Origin of the sequence: Pleionea sediminis (assembly GCF_007570825.1) — a bacterium.
Lineage (GTDB): Bacteria > Pseudomonadota > Gammaproteobacteria > Enterobacterales > Kangiellaceae > Pleionea > Pleionea sediminis.
On the sequence record NZ_SUNB01000002.1, the window covers coordinates 429,371 to 447,289 of the forward strand.

At 39.7% G+C, this 17,919-nt stretch carries 15 protein-coding genes; 5 read left to right on the forward strand and 10 right to left on the reverse strand.

Features of this window, described 5'->3' with window-relative positions:
• Positions 1-23 precede the first annotated feature (23 nt).
• Positions 24-1,745 (forward strand): Na/Pi cotransporter family protein, encoded by a 1,722-nt coding sequence (locus FAX86_RS11800; RefSeq protein ID WP_144393614.1) that lies wholly within the window; start codon positions 24-26, stop codon positions 1,743-1,745.
• Positions 1,746-1,814: 69 nt separating this feature from the next.
• Positions 1,815-2,381, forward strand: coding sequence for an opioid growth factor receptor-related protein (locus FAX86_RS11805; protein WP_144393615.1), 567 nt, complete (start codon positions 1,815-1,817; stop codon positions 2,379-2,381).
• A gap of 20 nt (positions 2,382-2,401) precedes the next feature.
• Here the strand turns inward: FAX86_RS11805 and FAX86_RS11810 are convergent, their stop codons facing one another.
• Positions 2,402-3,031 carry a bifunctional 4-hydroxy-2-oxoglutarate aldolase/2-dehydro-3-deoxy-phosphogluconate aldolase gene (locus tag FAX86_RS11810; protein ID WP_144393616.1) on the reverse strand — a complete coding sequence of 210 codons (630 nt, stop codon included), beginning with the start codon at positions 3,029-3,031 and terminating at the stop codon, positions 2,402-2,404.
• 62 nt (positions 3,032-3,093) lie between these two features.
• A complete protein-coding gene (pgl, locus tag FAX86_RS11815; protein WP_144393617.1) occupies positions 3,094-3,804 on the reverse strand; it encodes a 6-phosphogluconolactonase in 711 nt (236 codons plus the stop codon).
• Positions 3,805-4,331: 527 nt separating this feature from the next.
• Here pgl and hexR point away from each other — a divergent pair.
• Complete coding sequence (gene hexR / locus FAX86_RS11820) at positions 4,332-5,183, forward strand: transcriptional regulator HexR (protein ID WP_144393618.1); 852 nt, start codon at positions 4,332-4,334, stop codon at positions 5,181-5,183.
• Positions 5,184-5,199: 16 nt separating this feature from the next.
• On the opposite strand, the gene FAX86_RS11825 is transcribed toward hexR, so the two are convergent.
• The 4 genes from FAX86_RS11825 to FAX86_RS11840 form a co-directional block, all read right to left on the reverse strand.
• A complete protein-coding gene (locus FAX86_RS11825) occupies positions 5,200-5,895 on the reverse strand; it encodes a cyclic di-GMP-binding domain-containing protein, MshE-related (RefSeq protein WP_144393619.1) in 696 nt (231 codons plus the stop codon).
• 336 nt (positions 5,896-6,231) lie between these two features.
• Entirely contained in the window at positions 6,232-7,329 is a 1,098-nt protein-coding gene (locus FAX86_RS11830; protein WP_144393620.1) for a DUF4340 domain-containing protein, read from the reverse strand.
• A gap of 10 nt (positions 7,330-7,339) precedes the next feature.
• The gene (locus FAX86_RS11835) at positions 7,340-10,279 is read right to left on the reverse strand and encodes a Gldg family protein (protein ID WP_144393621.1); all 2,940 of its coding nucleotides are present in this window, start codon (positions 10,277-10,279) and stop codon (positions 7,340-7,342) included.
• On the reverse strand, positions 10,269-11,243 hold the full coding sequence (locus FAX86_RS11840) for an ABC transporter ATP-binding protein (protein WP_144393622.1): 975 nt from the start codon (positions 11,241-11,243) through the stop codon (positions 10,269-10,271). The genes FAX86_RS11835 and FAX86_RS11840 overlap by 11 nt, the downstream gene beginning before the upstream one ends.
• Before the next feature lie 911 nt (positions 11,244-12,154).
• Between FAX86_RS11840 and FAX86_RS11845 the strand changes: the two genes are divergently transcribed.
• A complete protein-coding gene (locus FAX86_RS11845; protein WP_144393623.1) occupies positions 12,155-12,373 on the forward strand; it encodes a hypothetical protein in 219 nt (72 codons plus the stop codon).
• A 25-nt stretch (positions 12,374-12,398) separates the two neighbouring features.
• The gene (locus FAX86_RS11850; protein ID WP_144393624.1) at positions 12,399-12,872 is read left to right on the forward strand and encodes a hypothetical protein; all 474 of its coding nucleotides are present in this window, start codon (positions 12,399-12,401) and stop codon (positions 12,870-12,872) included.
• A 79-nt stretch (positions 12,873-12,951) separates the two neighbouring features.
• Here FAX86_RS11850 and FAX86_RS11855 read toward each other — a convergent pair whose 3' ends face one another.
• The 4 genes from FAX86_RS11855 to tyrA are packed head-to-tail and all read right to left on the reverse strand — an operon-like array spanning position 12,952 to position 17,919.
• Entirely contained in the window at positions 12,952-13,539 is a 588-nt protein-coding gene (locus FAX86_RS11855) for a hypothetical protein (RefSeq protein WP_144393625.1), read from the reverse strand.
• Between the two features lies 1 nt (position 13,540).
• Positions 13,541-14,068, reverse strand: a complete 528-nt coding sequence (gene msrA / locus FAX86_RS11860; RefSeq protein WP_144393626.1) for a peptide-methionine (S)-S-oxide reductase MsrA — start codon at positions 14,066-14,068, stop codon at positions 13,541-13,543.
• Positions 14,065-16,725, reverse strand: a complete 2,661-nt coding sequence (locus FAX86_RS11865; protein ID WP_144393627.1) for a Lon protease family protein — start codon at positions 16,723-16,725, stop codon at positions 14,065-14,067. The genes msrA and FAX86_RS11865 overlap by 4 nt, the downstream gene beginning before the upstream one ends.
• Positions 16,726-16,785: 60 nt before the next feature.
• Positions 16,786-17,919, reverse strand: coding sequence for a bifunctional chorismate mutase/prephenate dehydrogenase (tyrA, locus tag FAX86_RS11870; protein WP_144393628.1), 1,134 nt, complete (start codon positions 17,917-17,919; stop codon positions 16,786-16,788).

A 17,919-nucleotide genomic window follows, 5' to 3' on the forward strand; every position in this document is an offset into this window, starting at 1 on the left:
GCGTTTTCTTACTGGATTCTCCCATGAATTTTATATTTTTTATTGCTGGAATTCTGATCTTTCTTTGGTCAATGCGACAGTTAGAGCAATCCTTAGGAAAGCTGGGCAGCCGAACACTAAACCGAATCCTCCAAGACTACACGAGAACCCCACTACACGGTATTGGATTAGGAGTGGTCGCGACAGCCATACTGCAAAGTAGCTCCGTTGTCGGCCTCATAACTCTGGCATTCGTTGGTGCAGGAATTCTACGATTAAAAGATGCAATCGGAGTTATTCTCGGAGCTAATCTAGGAACGACGTTTACTGGATGGTTAGTCACCTATTTAGGATTTAAATTAAATTTAACCGAGCTTTATATTCCTTTATTGGGTTTAAGTGCACTTGGGTTATTAATCAGTCAACCGCAAAAGAGAATTTATATCAGCTTTCATGCATTGTTCGCATTCGCGCTATTACTCATGGGTCTTTTTCTCATGAAAGAAAGTGTCGAATTCATTCACGATTATGTGGATGTCAATGCAATCGCTCAACTAAATCCATGGGTTTTCTTTTTAATTGGAGTCCTATTAACTGCTGTAACACAATCTTCCTCCGCAACAATGATGATCGCATTGGCCGCTGTCAACAGTGAGATTCTGAGCCTTCAAGCCGCTGCAGCTCTCGTCATTGGCGCAGACTTAGGGACAACGAGTACCGTAATTCTTGGTGCTATTCAAGGTTCGGTAGTCAAGCGCCAAGTCGCATTCGTTCACTTTATATTCAACTTTATTGTGGACGTTGTGTCATTTCTCTGTTTACCAATACTCTTATCAATCATCACAAATATTTACGGAATTGAAGATCCTCTTTACAGCTTAGTTGCTTTACATAGCACCTTTAATTTATTGGGAATGATGACGTTTATTCCACTGGTAAACTGGTTAGAACGCACTGCAGAGAAATTATTCCCCTCACCGAAACAATCTACATTAAGCATCGAAGAAGTTTCATTAAGAGTACCAAAAGCCGCTCTCACAGCTGCAAAAAAAGACCTTCACGAACTGTTGATATCCGTAACTCTACTCAACAGCTGGCGGCTTAAACTCAATAACTTGTTATCAACCCATAAGAATTCAAATCTAGAAAAACTCACCTTTTTAAAGCCAACGGTCAACGCCACTTACGTCTGGCTAAAAGAAAAAGAAAATCAAATGGCAAACTATTTACTTGATTTACAAAAACAGGATATTTCAGAAGCAGAGCTCAATACGATTCAGCACTATCAAGTTTGTGTTAGAGACGCTTTATATTCGGCCAAAGCAATTAAAGATGCTCAGCTTGATTTAGATGAATTTTCTGAAACTACTGACTTCGCAGGCCAGAAAGCTCTTTCTAAATTATTAAATGAAACAGAGACGCTTTACTCAAATTTCATATCATGGCTCGATGATACGACGACTGATTTGGATATTCAAAATATCAGTGATTCATTAAATAGAATTAAAGCCTCGCATGATGATTTCAATCGTTCAATTTACCAGCTCATCGATGATAGGCACTTGCATCATGAAAAAGCTTCGAGCACGCTAAATATAAACCGAGAAATATTGCTAGGTTCACGCTCTTTGCTCAACGCCATTCAGCATCTCATATTCGAGTTTAAAAAACCATCAAGTGTGACGTCTTTAATTAATTCGACTCACGATGAATTTGTAAAAAATAAAAATGGTGACATTTCAAACCGAAAAAGTGACCGTTTGTAGGGTTTCACTTTATAACTATCTATTTATTAGATATTCTTAAAAGCATATGTCATTTTAAAGTAAGCCTTTATGGAATCGCTCTCGAAACAGTGGCTCAGTTTTTACATGAGACAAGGCACAGACCATAAACAACGTACCTTAGTTGACTTATGGACTTTGACTTTCGACGAACTCGAAAATGATAGCGAGTGTATTGAGTGGTTATTCCCTCAAGCTGACAGTCAGCCTGTTCCTGACCATTTACCCTCATTAACTCCCGAATTAATCATGAAGGTTTATCAAACTCCGGAAATTCAAAATAATATACTTCACTCCTTCGATACACTAGCTGCATTTTGGGGCTTCACCCGACTCGAAGATAACACGATTAATCGGACCGCCCATTTTGAAACACAAAGCAAAAAATGGTGTTGCCAAGACAATCACAACCAAGACCGAATTTCTAGAATGCTAAAATGTCTTACTGCAATTGGTCATGCAGAGTTAGCTGCGCAAACTTGTGAATTTCTTCTTGCTGAAATTGATCACGCGGGATTCAGCTTTTCACAACTTGCCATCGTTCCTGACTGGATGAATGCTGTAGAGGCTGACGATGAGCTTGAACTCACTATCGAAGACTTTGAAGCATCAGCATAAACAACAGAGAACATTGCAACTCAAAAGACTCTCGTACTTTTAGCAAGTTTTGATATACCCTCCCAATCATTCGCAGCAATAAGTGCTTTGGGAGCTACCCAACTTCCCCCCACACATACAACATTAGGTAAAGCTAGGTACTCATGAAAATTATGGGACGAAACTCCTCCCGTTGGACAAAATGTTACTGAGCGAAATGGCCCACTAAAAGCTTTTAAGCTTTTAGTTCCTCCCAATGGTTCAGCTGGGAAAAACTTAAAACAGTTAAAACCATACTCCATTCCTAACATGATTTCTGACGCACTGGAAACCCCGGGCAACAAAGCAATAGAGCAATCGGCTGATGAAGCCAGCAATGCTTTTGTAATACCAGGAGACGCAGCAAAAGACACTTGCATTTGTTCAAGCTGTTTCAACTGTGATTCACTTACAACAGTGCCCGCACCAACAACGGCTTCTGGCACATGCTCCTGAATTTGCTCCATCGCAGCAAACGCAACGTCCGTTCTTAAAGTTATTTCCATAATAGTTAATCCCCCCGCTATCAAAGCTTGAGCCAGAGGAACCGCTTTATCTATATCATCGATTTCCAGAACAGGAATGACAGGAACTGTCTTTAAGATAGAATGTATCGTTAGATGTTTATTCAAAACACATTACTCACTCGAGAACGACTGAAGAACTAAAAATATTAGCGAGTGCCTAACTTCAACTAAGGCGCCCAAAAGATTTTCAGCTGTGGCTGATCATTTCTCAAGAAGTAACGTATCGGCATGTCCATTTCATCACCTTCTTTCTCAGCTTTAATCAAGGTTTTCATTTTCTCTTCGCCAAAAAGTAACAAATAAATATTACGTGAAGCTAATAAACGATTGAGAGTTAATGTTAAACGCGGGTGAGGAGCAACCTTGGGATGAGTCACAGCTGTGTAATGATCATTTTCGGCAGACACAACATCTTCAATTTCATTGGCACAAGGAAATAATGAGGCGACATGACCATCAGTACCCATTCCCAATACAACAACATCCAAAGGCCCTCTCACCTTATTGTGTAGCTGCTCTTCTAAAATTTGCCGATTAGCTTCTGGTGAACTTGTTACTTGGAAGAAAGGTAAAAACTCGGCTGCATCTGCCTTATTTTTCAACATATGCTCTTTGATCATACGTTCATTACTTGCTTCATCAATCGGTGGAACCCAACGCTCGTCAACCAATGAGATGACGACCTTTTCCCAATCAATCTCTTTATCAGATAATAAATTATACATTTCCGAGGGTGTGGTACCACCCGACAACCATAACGATGCTTTATTATGATTATTTAGTGCATCATTCAAGTGTTCTGATATTTCATGAGACATTGCCTGATTGGCTTCTTCGCGAGAATCAAAATAATGCAATCCGGAAATTTCAACGGTCATACAGGTTCCGCCTTCTTGTTGATGTTTAAACCAAATGTTAAACCACTTTATGATAAGTTTGGCAAGTAAATGTACATTTGTGGGACAACAAACTCAAAAATAACAATCACTTTATAAGCCAGCTCAACGCTTTGCAACCAGAAGACATCTATTATGTACTTCCGGATAAGAAGATGAATTTTTCTTAAAATATTAACTTTAAAATCAGTCCTATGCTGTCCTACAGCATAAACTCAACTTAAGTTGCTCCTCTTTTAAACGTGTTAAACCAGAGAGTGCCTCCAATCAAAGCTGTAATTTTTTTACAGAATCCCAGAAAACAAAAGGGTCCAAATAAATGCCTTTTGTATAGAAACTACGGATAAATAACCATATTTTCATTATTTACGTGAAAAATAGATGATTTATCGATGTTTCTAATATCTTTTGATTTTAAATTACATCTATTTGAAAGTATCTTTCAAAATTTAGGGAAATTGATATAATTACGTTATCAAAATTAGCTTGCAGCTTTGGCCCCCGTTGCTATGAAACTCATAAATAGAATTGAACAAGCTTTGCAGACGCTAAGCAAATCAGAGAAAAAAGTTGCGCAAGAAGTTTTGCAAGATCCACAAAAAGCTTATCAGTCGAGCATAGCAACCCTCGCCAAAGCAGCTATGGTAAGCGAGCCTACGGTCAATCGATTTTGCCGCTCAATGAATTGTAAGGGTTTTCCTGACTTTAAGCTGCAATTAGCCCAAAGTCTTGCCACTGGAACACCTTATTTTTCGGGTAATGTGTCACTGAACGACTCTACTGAAGATTTCACGAACAAACTCTTTGATGCTACGTTAGTTTCACTGAGTGAGGCTAGAAAAGCTATAGATACAAAAGCTGTCAGTCGAGTCGTCGATGCTTTAGCGCAAGCAAAGCGCATACTTTTTTATGGTCTTGGCAGTTCGGGAGCTGTTGCCATCGATGCAGAAAATCGTTTTTTTCGGTTGGGAACACCTACCGCTGTATACGATGACATATTAAAGCAAAGAATGGCGGCGGCGGCGGCCCAAAATGGCGATGTCTTCGTACTCTACTCCTACACTGGCCGAACAATTCCACTTATTGAAGCAGCGCAAACTGCAACGCAAGCTGGAGCATTAGTAATTGGAATAACTAGCGCAGACTCACCACTAGCTAACATTTGTCATCTAGTGATCGAAGTTCCCGGCGACCAGGAAGACACCGACATATACACGCCTATGACCTCACGAATTATTCATTTAACAATTACGGATGTTCTGGCAACAGGAGTGATGCTCAGACGAGGCCCTGTATTTCAGGAACATTTACGACGCATCAAAGAATCCGTCAAAGAAACTCGTTTACCAAAAAACCATTGACGTTAGTAAAAGTCAATTAATCAAATTGTTTAGACACACTAAAGGTCACCTCATAATTACGAGCTATATCTCCATCATCACGTTCAAGATTAAATAAATTAACCCCTAATAAGTTATTATCATTACGCGGAGTACTTCTTAACGCGAGTCGAAACAAAGCCGGGGAATTATCTTTGTATCGATTATATTCTTCACCATTAAGACTGGCTATTTTATAATATTGCCGAGGCTGGACATTAAAAAAAGAGTCTTGCTGACTATAGCTAATTTCGGGCTGCCAAAATATTTTCTCACTGCTGTCCGCATATTGATTAAAGCCCAGGTTAATATTGGACTTATCCGAAATTCGATATCTAAAATCTATTGAATATGTGTTTTCGCTTTTGGATTCTGCGTGAAACGTAAAGTTTTTCGTTATATCTTTTGATGCTAGATTAGCTGAAAAAGCGACAGGATCTGACGCCATACAATAGGAGGCAGGAACAACCGCCATAAGAATGCTGGCAATAAATCGCAGTACCTTTTGCCTTCGCAGCAAATATTTAAGCTGTCTTCGTCTAATAAATCCCAAGGCCAAAAGAGCTTGTCCGATAGCTATCTTGTAATTTCGATGGTAGGCAAGTGCTTGATGAAGTTGCTCAGAAGAAATCTTACCAGACTCTACTAACATGTCGCCAAGACGAAAATCTCGGCCGCTCACAAAGTCATTCATTGGTCTTACTCACTGTACTGGTCCATGTACGGCTTATAATCAAGCCAAACTGTTTACAACTCAGTCATTAGTCTTTGAGATTAAGATATTTTGAAAGAAATTACCAAACATTATTAACTATACAATAAGATATTCTAAACAAGCACCGTGGCTATGATTAAGTATTATATTTATTGTATTAACGCTCCCAGAGTGGATAACTACCTCTTCTATTTTCAGGTCATCAATGCCGGTGTTTAACTTTACTAAGAGTCTTAATAACCTTTAGAAAGACCAAATAAGGAGAAAAGCCCGAGAATCGAGCTTTTCTATAAACTAGAATTAACGAATTAGTATTTAAGGTTGTAATGACTTTTCAGTATCTTTTTGAGAATGTCGCTCGGAACTAGTCGATTGGGCTGAAGCCTCGCTATGTTTTCTTTCGGTACTGAACTCATTACCCTTGTTAATTGACTCCTCGGCCAGTTCTTCATTAGATGCAATCAAGTCCGATACTTTTGCTTCTGTCAAAGTTGTTTGAGCCATAGAATTTGTTTGAAAAACCAATTCGTTATCGGATCGCTTCACATAATACGTCCCATCTTTCTCAACAAACTGAAACTGGTAAGGCTGCTCGTTAACAACATTTACTTCGACAGCTTTATCGAAAGAAATATCTTCTTCAGCAACTGACAGGACAGACAAATTTTCAATTGTACGTACGAGTCTCTCGACTTCTTCTTTATTAAGCTTCCAGTCATTGGTCAATGGAGTCTCCACCGGTTCCTTTCCTAATTTCGAACTGGCTGATTTATCCTTGTTCAAGTGGGCGGCAAGCTCACTTTGATTCGGCTCCACCAGCTCCCACTCTTCGCCGTTTTGTTGTAGCTTGATATCTTTGATCTTGAGTGAAGTAACTCCTTTTAGCGCAAGCAAAGACTTATCGAGCCACTGCTTTTTGTCGCTGGGAAACTCATAAGAATTTAACGGCAATGCATAAACTTCATCACGATTACCAGGTCGGACATGCACTTTTTTAAAGCCCGGAGAGCTACCCAAAAAAAGATCGCCTACTTTTTCATCGCCACTATACAGCTCGAGTCGTCTTTGATAGACCTCTTCTGTCACCTTAAAACGCTCATGGCTATGGTTCGTTGTCGTTACCGGCCAATCCGTTTTCAATGATGCCAACTTATTTAAAGCAACACTAAGCTTATTGTCGTTAGCCGGCAAGGATTTCCATTCCGGCAATACCCAATGATCGTCAACTTTTTTTAAAGTGACTGATGCTTCACCATCGGTAATAACCAACTTATCAATCGACTCCTTGGAGACTTTAAGTAACGGCTCTACTTGGAAAGAGTCGCCTTTCGACTGTTCTCCCCATAGTAAACTTAAGACGACTATCGCTTGTACGATAAGAAGACCGACAAGCCAATGTATTAATCGATTCATTTTTGCCTCCTCAACTTACAAACTGTTCAACATAGTGTTTCTGTTTTGTGTAACGTCTACGACTCACAATAAGGCCTATGAGTCCCAATGAGATAAGCGCCAAGCCATAGTTTAAGTATTCCCAGAACATTTGAGCCGACTGTTCCATTGGTGGTAAGGTTTTATTGAAGTGACTTCGAGATCGAATACTTAACAAGCCTGCATCTTCTAGAGACCAATCCACGGTATTCGCGAGCATTTGCACTGTGTTCAGGTACTCACTTTGTTGTGCACTTCCCAATAACTGCAAAACACGGTCACTTAAAAAGTCATTCGAACTAAACAGAATAATTCGTGCCGACTCTGGCGAGCGTTTTATGACTGAACTCACTGTTAAAGTACTTTCAGGGTCCGGCTCAGCTGCAGAATTACCAGCAGTCATCGAGTCGTTATCTTCTATAGATACGCTATCCAAACTGTCACTTTCCTTGTCTTTTATACCTTCAATTAAAGGTGATTTTTTATCAGAAAAATAAGAATCAAAGACGCCTTGATTAATGACACCAACCAATCGACGTGCTTGCTCACCTTGAGTCGTAAAGCCACTATTTTCTACCGCATCCAACTTGGGTGACACATCCAGATTGGAAGAAACCCAAGATTGATCCGATGTTTCTAGTAAAGGCGTTATGACTTTGCTCTCATCCACACTCACTTTAATTGGTGAACTCCACGGCATAGTGACTTGCGGTAACTCAGAAGTTATCAAGTTATCCTGATTTAAACCCTGCCCCCGAATATCCGGAAAGAAAGGATAATCAAACATTCTCATCTCTTGAACTTGATAACCTCCCACATTTCGAGAAATAGGGATTGGAAATGACGCGTTATTGGGATCCAGAATAACAGACTCTTCAACGGTCAGCCCATGATGCTGCAGCCATTGACTTAACCCACTTGTATGTTTTTGCAAAGTCAAGCTACGTTGCGAAAGGCTTGACTTGAAAGGCGAAGTTGCCGCAATAACGGTTCCTCCTTTCATCAAAAATTGATCAATAGCGAACACCGATTTTTCATCCAAAGTTTCAGGTGCTACAACCAACAAAATATCGGCTTCACCAGAAACAGAGCCATCAGATATATCTTCACGCATAACATTCAGCTCTTCGTTTAACGCCTGTTCAAGCTGATTGAACGTCGTATTTGACGCTCCATAAGGAGAATAGGCAGGCCCTTGCTCCGGCGCTACTAAGGCTACTGTTTTTGTGAATCCGCTGGCAAACCGCTTTATTCCAGCTTCTAGATTTTTTTCAAAGCTACTCTTAGTCATATCAGCTAACGGAATTTGAACTATCTGTTCGCCCTTTTCTAACGTCATGTAGAAGTAGAAACGATCATCGCTGAACAAATTTGCCGACATCGGTTGAAAACCATAATTCTCTGCAATGTCTAAAGCAACTTCTCCATTATTAGCTTCCGGGTCAATCGTTTCATAAGAAAACTGGCCTTTCGCTAAGCGCACTGTATCATCTAAAACCTCAGCAACACTTTGCTTAAAATCTTTGAGTTGCTCCGGCAACGAGTTGTCATCGGAAACATAAAGTGTAAATCGCATGTCGCCATTAACTGTCGCAAATAAATTGCCCGATGATTGAAATTCATTGAGCACGGACTTAATCGCTCGAGTCATATCATGTTCAGGATTTCGTAACTGAACATCAATATCAGATTCTCCAGTTGCTTTAACCTCAATTAGATCTCTAAAACCGAGAACCTTGTATTGGTCTCCGTATTGAACGAGAACATTAAAATAGGAACTGACAATAGAAGACTGATATCGATCAGCCACCTGGAAAGGAACCGGGCGTATGTTATATTTCTCATTCGCTTCTTTTTCAATCTCAGGTTCTTTTTGCGGATCTACTAACTCAACTCTAATTTTCCCATCACCAGCCACTTCATATTCTCGAATAAGATCTTTCAATTGTGGTACCAGAGGTGACAAAAGAGGGTGAGTCTTGTTACTGAAGTAACCACGAATAAGTAAAGGTTCTTGTAGACGATCAATGTAAGATTGAGTTGCTTCTGAAATAGAGTATTGATTGCCACGAGTAACATCGATTCGCCAAGAATTTATCTGACCCATCCAGAAATTTGCGGCCAATGCATTCAAAATAAATAAAAACGTCGCTGATTGCCAATACCAATGTGATTGTCGCTTACCTCGCGAAATCCATCTTTCTTTTTGTAAGCTGTATGTATTTAGCGACAAAAAAACAATAATTAAGCTGGCATAATAATATAGGTCGCTGACATCGATAACCCCTCGTGTAATAGCATCAAATCGAGAACCACTTCCGATCATCCGCAACCAATCTCCTACCGAGTTCGAGAACAGGTTGGTTAGGGCCGGAGTACCCAATAGATATAAAATGCCGCAAAGAACACTGGCACTCAATAAGCTAACAATTTGATTATTACTGCGTGCAGAAACGAACAAACCAATACTTATGTAAGCGGCCCCTAAAAGTAACGTCGCTAAGTAACCTGCCCAAACAGGTCCCCAGTCCAGGTCACCGAGCCAAGCGACGGTAAGAGGTAGTGGTAAAGTAACGGCAAGTGCTAGAGTGAGTAAAAACATACAACCTAAAAACTTACCGACTACAAAATACCACAGAGGAATGGCCTGCGTTAACACATGCTCTAAAGTCCCAGAACGTCTTTCTTCACTCCAAAGTCGCATTGTAAGCGTTGCAGATAAAAATATAAGTAATACAGGCATCCACTCAAACAAAGGGCGAACATCGGCAATATTGCGCGAGAAAAATGCCTCCCCCCAAAAAAAGACAAAGAGAGTTATCGCCGAGAAGGTCGCTAGGAACAAATAAGCCGTGGGCGAAGCAAAAAATAAGGTAATTTCCTTGGATGCAATGCGTCCAATTGTCGACTTTCGATCATTTTTAGGCTGCATTTTTTAGTCCTCCATTATTTAGCTCTTTATGGCTTAAAGAATGCTCAGACACTTGCTTAAACAACGACTCTAAATTACGTTCTTCAGATCTCAACTCGTACAATTCAGCTCCCATTTCAATTATTCTTTTCGCAATAGTTGCTCGTACTTTTCTTTGTTCTACTTCATTCTTCAGACCAACCCAAAGCGCCGAATCACCTTCCTTAGAGCTCTGTTCAATTTCGACATTAGCCACTCCCTCAATTGACGCTAAAGACTGCGCTTGTTGTTCATTAAGCGAGGTTTTAATCCAAACTCGATTACTATTTTTTAACGCATGAAGCTCTTCATCAACAACGAGCTGTCCTTGACCAAGAATGATCACGCGCGAACATAGAGCCTCAACTTCTTGCATGATGTGCGTAGAAAGAATAACTGTTGCATCCTTTGCAATATCCCGAATTAACTGACGCATATGTTGCGTTTGCTCAGGGTCTAACCCATTCGTTGGTTCGTCTAGAATTAATAATTTAGGGCGACCCAAAATTGCTTGGGCAACCCCAACCCTTTGTTTGTAACCACGCGATAAAGTGGCTATTGGAGCCAGCAGTTTATCCATTAATTCAGTCGCGGATATTGCGCGTTTTACTTCATCACGCTTTTCTTCATCTGAGAGGCCTTTAAGGTTCGCAGCGTAATCCAAATAATCTGCTACTGTCATTTCAGGATATATAGGCAAATTTTCGGGAAGATAGCCCAAGGAAGCTTGAACCTTTCTTGGCTCTTTTGCTAAATCAATACCATCTAAGTGAACACTCCCATGGTCGGGTTCAAGAAAACCACTAAGCATTTTCATAATGGTTGTTTTTCCGGCTCCGTTATGCCCCAAGAGCCCAACAATTTCACCTTTTCCGATAGTAAAACTCACATTTTCAACAGCGGTAAAGTCATCATACCGTCGCATTAAATCACAAACCTCAAGCATACCTTTCCTCCTGTTACTCAAGATGGTTTGTATCTAACTTTACTTTGTTTCTTGAATTGGGCAGGAGAAATTTGCTTGCCACCGCGGGTTCGGAAAAGAAATGTCATCAAACGCCTCTAACCCTGCTGAGCTAACAGATAAGCCAGCTCCCAAAAAACAAAGCAATAACGATTGAACGGAAATTAAATAGGGTCTTTCTACTATTTTTCAAGTCAAAAATCCAACAATTTTTTGACCAAATTACCACTCGATGAATAACACCAAATAACTACTCAAAAAAGTAGTTTAAAGAGTCCTTAATTCTCATCTTAACGGTAAGTAGAGCTACTGAGACAAACCATCTTCATTAGATAGAACTCTGATATAAGTCACTTAGTAAATTGTAAGGTATAAAAAATTAACAACACATTAGAATGTGAAAGACCGAGTCATCCAAATTTAGACTGCTTTCTTGCTATTTAACGTTTTCAACCTTGAGTTATAGTTTCTAAGAGATAAAAAGACAGGAAGCTTATTTAATAACCACCCATTGACCATGCAAACGGAGTAGATTTCTGTACTTTCGCCAAGGCCTCGTCCCGTGCCAAAGTCTACTTTTTCCCATTTTTCCTCCAAAATTTTGTGACTTTAATCTCACAATCAGAATTTTACCTTCATATTAATGTATGATAGGGAAATAATTCACTTTATATTAAGTTCAGGCTTCATTCAGTAAAACTCGATAAAATAGAAACTCGATAAGATTTCGGATAGGTAGAAAGCTTATTTTCTAATCCGACGAAGTCAGTTCATGTGACGTTTGTTTAACCAATACTTAGTACGCTAGAACAACTTTGATTTAAAAAAGAAATTGTATCGCCATAAAAAAAATAAACCGGCCGAAAAATTAAAATAATAAATTGGAGAAAATAATGAAATTTTGGGGAAATTTTATCTTCGCGTATATAAGCTCGAGAGTGATATTTAATCAGTTTGATTTTTACTATGATATTTTTAATGAACCTCTCAATATTTCAAAGCTACTTATCGATGTCGGTGTCTTCATTTCCTTATACCTTGTTTCGGCTATCGTATTAGATAGGTTATTTCCAGAAAAAGAAGGTAAGTCACCATCCGAAATCGAAGTTTAGCCGTCATTCAAAAGGTAAGTTTCCTATGTATTTGTGGAAAATTAATAAACTTAAAGCAACCCTTGCATCAACAGGACTCAGCCAGAATAGCTGCTTCTACTACCTTCTAATTTGGGGTGTATCGATAGTGGGAGGCATGGAACTCATGGCGTATTACCCTTATGAGACTATTAATATTTGGCGCCGAATAATAACAGCAGGCTATTTAATTGTCGCCATTGTCGGAACCTATTTGTTTTATCAAGCAAACGGAGGAACCAACGGAAAAGATCTTTTCGATCGCTACATGAGTATTGGATTTGTTGTTTTTATTCGACTCATTCCAGTTATGTTTCTGCTTATTATTCTACTCTCTGTCTTTGTCGGAGTAACAGAAGGGTTTGATGAAAACTACATGAACAAAGCAGGCCCTGCCGAAGCTTTTATTACCCTATTTTGGATTTCATTTGTTTGGTATCGAATGATTATCCATGTAAAAGATGTCGCCAACGCTAAATAAGTTTACCAAATTTAGAGCCAAGCCTCATATCAATTGAGGCTTACTTTCACTCTGATAAAAACCAATAACGAAGAAAAAATTAATGAACTCGAATCGACTCTACCCAGATTAATTCGCAAGCACCATCGCCGGTATCAGTACGAGATAGAGAACTTTGCCAGCGCCACCCATCAGCAGCATTAACTTTGACAAGCTTTCCTTTCAAAGAAATGACTTGTCCCTTTTTTACACGAGCTAGTTGACCTTTAATTTGGTTATTCGCCGGTATGAGATGCATATTGGCACTACTACTGGAAATTTCATTACGTGGTATAGGCATATTATCTGAGCGCCAATAATACCAGCGATTACGTTGAGAAATATCAAAGTGTTGTAGAATACTCTCATCGGACATCCGTCCCCAACCTAGCGCAAAATCGACAGGCGATAAGTCGGCTTCCCTTCCAGAATAGTAATTTTCGCGAGACAAGACTTTTGCATTGATAGAAAAGTTGGCAAGCGGTGTGATGGTATAATCTTGATGCTTAAATCCGGAAGCATTGGAAAGGTTTGTTTGCAAGGGTTGTTTTGGAGCTCGAACTCCTGGACCATAAGTTATCTCAGGCTCTGGCCAAATCATAATCGCCACAATGCCTGCAGCGATTATCCATAGAATTTTATTGAGCATCCTACGACTCCTTAAGTCGATCCTCAAAATATTGTTTTAACTTAGCCACTTTACTACCAACGACTATTTGGCAGTAAGGTTGGTTTACATTATTGTTATAATAGTCCATGTGATAAGACTCTGCAGGCCAAAACTTATCGAGAGGCTTTACTTCCGTTACTATTGGACTCTCAAAATCATCTGACTTTTCTCGGATAAAGCTTTCAATTACATTTTGATACTCTGAGTCAGAAAAATAAATGGCGGAACGATACTGAGTACCGATATCATTACCCTGACGATTAAGCGTTGTGGGATCATGAATGGTGAAAAATATTTCTAATAAGCTTTCAACAGAAATTACGCTCTCATCAAACTCAATCAAAACAACTTCCGCATGACTAGTCTCTTCTCGACAAACTGATTTATAGTCAGGATTTTCCTGATGCCCGCCACTATAACCAGAAATAACTTTAGAAACACCACGAACTCTTTGAAAAACCGCCTCCAAACACCAAAAGCAACCACCTCCTAAAACAATAGTTTTCATGAGTTGCTCCAGTTTTTATGAGACTTTGACTGAATACCTGCTGCAATAGCCTTAGTCACTTTCGCTTTCAACTTATTTTCTCGAGTCGATAAGGGACTTGAAACAGATTTATTTGCCAAACGATTTTTTAACATTTGAGAGGAAGAAGAGTCATAGTTTCGTACTTGAGACGACGCAGATATCGGATTTGATTTTTTAACAGGCTCTTTATCTGAATTTCGTTCAACATTTTCCTTTTGCGACAATTCAGCACGCTTAATTTCATCGTCGTGCTCTTCATCTTCTTCGTCATCTTCCTCACAAACATCGTGCAAATGCTTTAAATTTTTTGAAATCAAATCATTTAATTCAGTAAGCGTTCCTGATTCAGACAAACAAAGCAACTCAAGAGCTTCATCTACCGTACTCACAGCAAAGACAGAAAATAAACCTTGCTCAACTGCTTCAATCACTTCCTTCTTTAGCATCAGTTGAGATTGATTTGCTTTTGGAATTATTACACCCTGTTTGCCTGTTAACCCACGTGCTTTACAAAGCCCAAAAAAGCCTTCAATTTTTTCATTCACACCTCCAATAGCTTGAACTTCACCAAATTGATTAATAGATCCGGTAACCGCCATTGACTGAAGAATTGGTTTATCGGTAACAGCCGAAATTAATGCGCACAACTCTGCCAAAGAAGCACTATCACCATCAATTAAACCATAAGACTGTTCCATTACAATGTTAGCTGACAAGGTTAAAGTAAATTCTTTCGCGTAACGATTAGATAAATAGCCCGAGAGAATTAATACGCCTTTCGAGTGAATAGACAATCCTAATTCACTTTCACGCTCAATATCAACAATACCTTTATTACCAGGAAAAACGGTTGCTGTAATACGAGCTGGCGTACCAAAATCTGTTGAACCAATTTCCCAAATGGTTAATCCATTAATACTACCAACAACTTCGCCTTCAGTATGAATAATAATTTGTCCTTGTAAGACTTCTTCTAACATTTCATTTCGAATACGAGAATGACGATACTCACGCTGCTGAAGAGCTTCTTCAATATGAATACGATCAATTTTCTCATCGTGTTTTTGCGAACGCATAACTTCAGCTTCGCCTAACAACTCAAATACTTCGCCGAAACGTGTCGTTAACTGATCTTGATGACCGCATAAGCGAGAGCTGAATTTTACGAGCTCAATAAAACCATCGCGAGTTACTTCTGCAAAACCTTCGGTTTCGCTATGCGTTCGAACAAGTTGAGCAAGGTGTGTCACGCTACCATCATTTTTATCCAGGTGTTCATCAAAATCGACCAACACGCGAAAGAGCTCGCTAAATTCTGAGTCTTGATCTTGCAACAAATAATAAAATTCTCGACTTCCAACCAAAACAACTTTTATATCAAGCGGTACACCATGCGGACTCAAACCAATAGTCACTGTGCTCTGACCTTCCAATGTCGGAGGATCAAGCTTTAACTCTTGAGTTTGCAATGCTTGCTTAAGCTGTCCCCAGATGTAAGGGTCATCAAATATTTTTTCGACTTCCAGAATCAAATAACCACCATTAGCTCGGTGCAACGCACCACTTCTTATGTATTGGTAACTGGTTGCGAATGCTCCTCCGTCATTCCAATACTCAATGCGCCCAAATAGGTTGGCAAAAGTTGGGTGTGCTTCATAAACGACAGGAGCACCAGAAGTTGGATTATTAGAAACCAATAAGTTAGGTACAAACGTGTGCTGCAGTAATTCACGCAAGTCTTTATCATTCTTAAGTTCCGGTGACTCTAATAAATTAAAATTCTCCAAAACTAATTTAACAAGATGTTTGCGTAATTCTTTAAAGTAAATTTGGATGCCAGCCAATCCACGATATTTTTCTTCCATTTCCGATATAATTGGAGAAGACGCCGACTCAATCGTGCTCGAATTAAGTACCTGCATTGCATCGTAAGATTCTCTTTTCCATTGTGGCATTTCTAACAAAGCTTCCGTAAGTTTATCTTCCAGATCATCCACAGCTTTACTGATAACTTCCCGCTTTTCGGGCGGTAAACTAGTAAACGTAATATCGTCAATGGGCTTACCATCTATTACGGGCGAAAATGAAATATTGAAAGCATCTTGATATAAAGCGAAACCTTGAGCATTCGCCTCTGCTTCCAGTGTTTCTATTGCAGATTCAAACTTCTGATTAAACTCTTTATCAACCGTCGACTTTCGACGCTGATAACTTGGATTCTCAAAAGCGGCTGGAATAGTTACCAGTAAACGTCCAACCATCATTTGGCAGTCACTGACCAATCGCTTGCCATACCCAGTTGGTAATTGAACGGCCCAAGGTTCACGCGACTCATCAAAGTTATTAACATAAATCCAATCGGGTTGAGGTTTTTCAAGTTGGGCTTTAGCTTCCAAATGACGCATCACCATTGATATTCGGCCGGTGCCACTATTCCCCATAGCAAATAAATTGTAACCCTTACGCCGAGTTTCAAGACCAAAAACTAGAGCGTCTTTTGCTCGCTGCTGACCTAAAAACTCAATATTATGCTCGAGCTCTTGCATGGTTGAAAAAGGAAGTTCGGGAACACTAATACGTGTCGATAATTGCTCAGTACTTAAAGATTTTATTGGCATAAGAATTCGATCTTTCATTCACCGTGTGAAGTTATTTTTAACAGGATGTGACGAGAACACGAAACGACTAGTGTGAGCTTAATCTGGCTCGACTCGTTCACGGAATGCTTCCAGTAGTGTATCACTTTGATGTAAAAAGTCGTGGTTTGCGTGCGAAAAATAATCCGATATTTTATTAAATTGGTGAAGCAGCTCATCTCTGCGAGCATTATTTAACCAGCCAAGTATTTTATCGATTCGATGACTCAATTGTTCCGTGTTAGAAGCATGTTGTTGCGCTTGCAACATAATATCAACAAACACATCGGGACATTGTGCAAAAAGACGTCCAACCAGAGACAGTTCCAAACGAAAAACCGGTGAACTCAATTGCCATAAATCGTCTAAGGACACTTCACCTTCCATTAATTGCCACCCTGAAACAAAAGACATCAACAATCGCTGAGCTTGAACGGTTGCCATAACTTTATCGTGTTTCTGCGCATCGACTTCGGTCAGCTGACAACCCCACAATTTAAATTGCTTTAACAGCCATTGAGCAGCCTCAAAATCTCGACCTTTCGAATAAAGAATGAGTTGTCGTGCCAACTGATACACACCCGAGCCGAACATTGGATGCAGACCAATTACAGGACCGGAGTGAACTTTTAACATATTCTGAATAGGTTGTTCTTTGATTGACGTAACATCGGCTAACAGAGTCTTTGAAGATAAATTGCCAAGTTGCGCAAATACCTCATCCAAATGACTAATAGGAACCGTGATCATCACTAAATCTTGATGGTTTAATATTGTATCAGCTTTGTTCCAGTCATCTTTTTCAATAACCGAAACCTGATGTCCACTGCGCTCAAACAAATCAACAAATACTTGACCAATTTGCCCTTGACCACCAATGACACAAATTTTACGAGATTGACAGCCGGGACTGGCCAGCGGCAGGCGAGCCTGTCGCTCGTATGAGTCTCGCATAATTCTTTGAATAATATCGGTTGCCAGACTTGGCTCTAAATCCAGAGATTTTGCTTGTGCTCGTATCGACGATAGCATCTTCTGCTCTCTATCTGGCACAAATAAGGCATCACCGAGTGATTGCTTGAGTTCAACTAATTGACCGACATAATTTTGTCGACGCGCCAACAACTCGAGCAGCTCTTGGTCACACTCATCAATTTTATGCCGCAGTTCGGCCAGTCTAGCCTTAGAAGTCAT

Excerpts from the sequence above, each read along its gene's own strand:
- FAX86_RS11800 (WP_144393614.1), top strand. The coding sequence starts at position 24 with ATGAATTTTATATTTTTTATTGCTGGAATTCTGATCTTTCTTTGGTCA.
- FAX86_RS11805 (WP_144393615.1), top strand. The coding sequence starts at position 1,815 with ATGGAATCGCTCTCGAAACAGTGGCTCAGTTTTTACATGAGACAAGGC.
- pgl (WP_144393617.1), bottom strand. The coding sequence starts at position 3,804 with ATGACCGTTGAAATTTCCGGATTGCATTATTTTGATTCTCGCGAAGAA.
- hexR (WP_144393618.1), top strand. The coding sequence starts at position 4,332 with ATGAAACTCATAAATAGAATTGAACAAGCTTTGCAGACGCTAAGCAAA.
- FAX86_RS11825 (WP_144393619.1), bottom strand. The coding sequence starts at position 5,895 with ATGAATGACTTTGTGAGCGGCCGAGATTTTCGTCTTGGCGACATGTTA.
- FAX86_RS11830 (WP_144393620.1), bottom strand. The coding sequence starts at position 7,329 with ATGAATCGATTAATACATTGGCTTGTCGGTCTTCTTATCGTACAAGCG.
- FAX86_RS11835 (WP_144393621.1), bottom strand. The coding sequence starts at position 10,279 with ATGCAGCCTAAAAATGATCGAAAGTCGACAATTGGACGCATTGCATCC.
- FAX86_RS11840 (WP_144393622.1), bottom strand. The coding sequence starts at position 11,243 with ATGCTTGAGGTTTGTGATTTAATGCGACGGTATGATGACTTTACCGCT.
- FAX86_RS11845 (WP_144393623.1), top strand. The coding sequence starts at position 12,155 with ATGAAATTTTGGGGAAATTTTATCTTCGCGTATATAAGCTCGAGAGTG.
- FAX86_RS11850 (WP_144393624.1), top strand. The coding sequence starts at position 12,399 with ATGTATTTGTGGAAAATTAATAAACTTAAAGCAACCCTTGCATCAACA.
- FAX86_RS11855 (WP_144393625.1), bottom strand. The coding sequence starts at position 13,539 with ATGCTCAATAAAATTCTATGGATAATCGCTGCAGGCATTGTGGCGATT.
- msrA (WP_144393626.1), bottom strand. The coding sequence starts at position 14,068 with ATGAAAACTATTGTTTTAGGAGGTGGTTGCTTTTGGTGTTTGGAGGCG.
- FAX86_RS11865 (WP_144393627.1), bottom strand. The coding sequence starts at position 16,725 with ATGAAAGATCGAATTCTTATGCCAATAAAATCTTTAAGTACTGAGCAA.
- tyrA (WP_144393628.1), bottom strand. The coding sequence starts at position 17,919 with ATGACTTCTAAGGCTAGACTGGCCGAACTGCGGCATAAAATTGATGAG.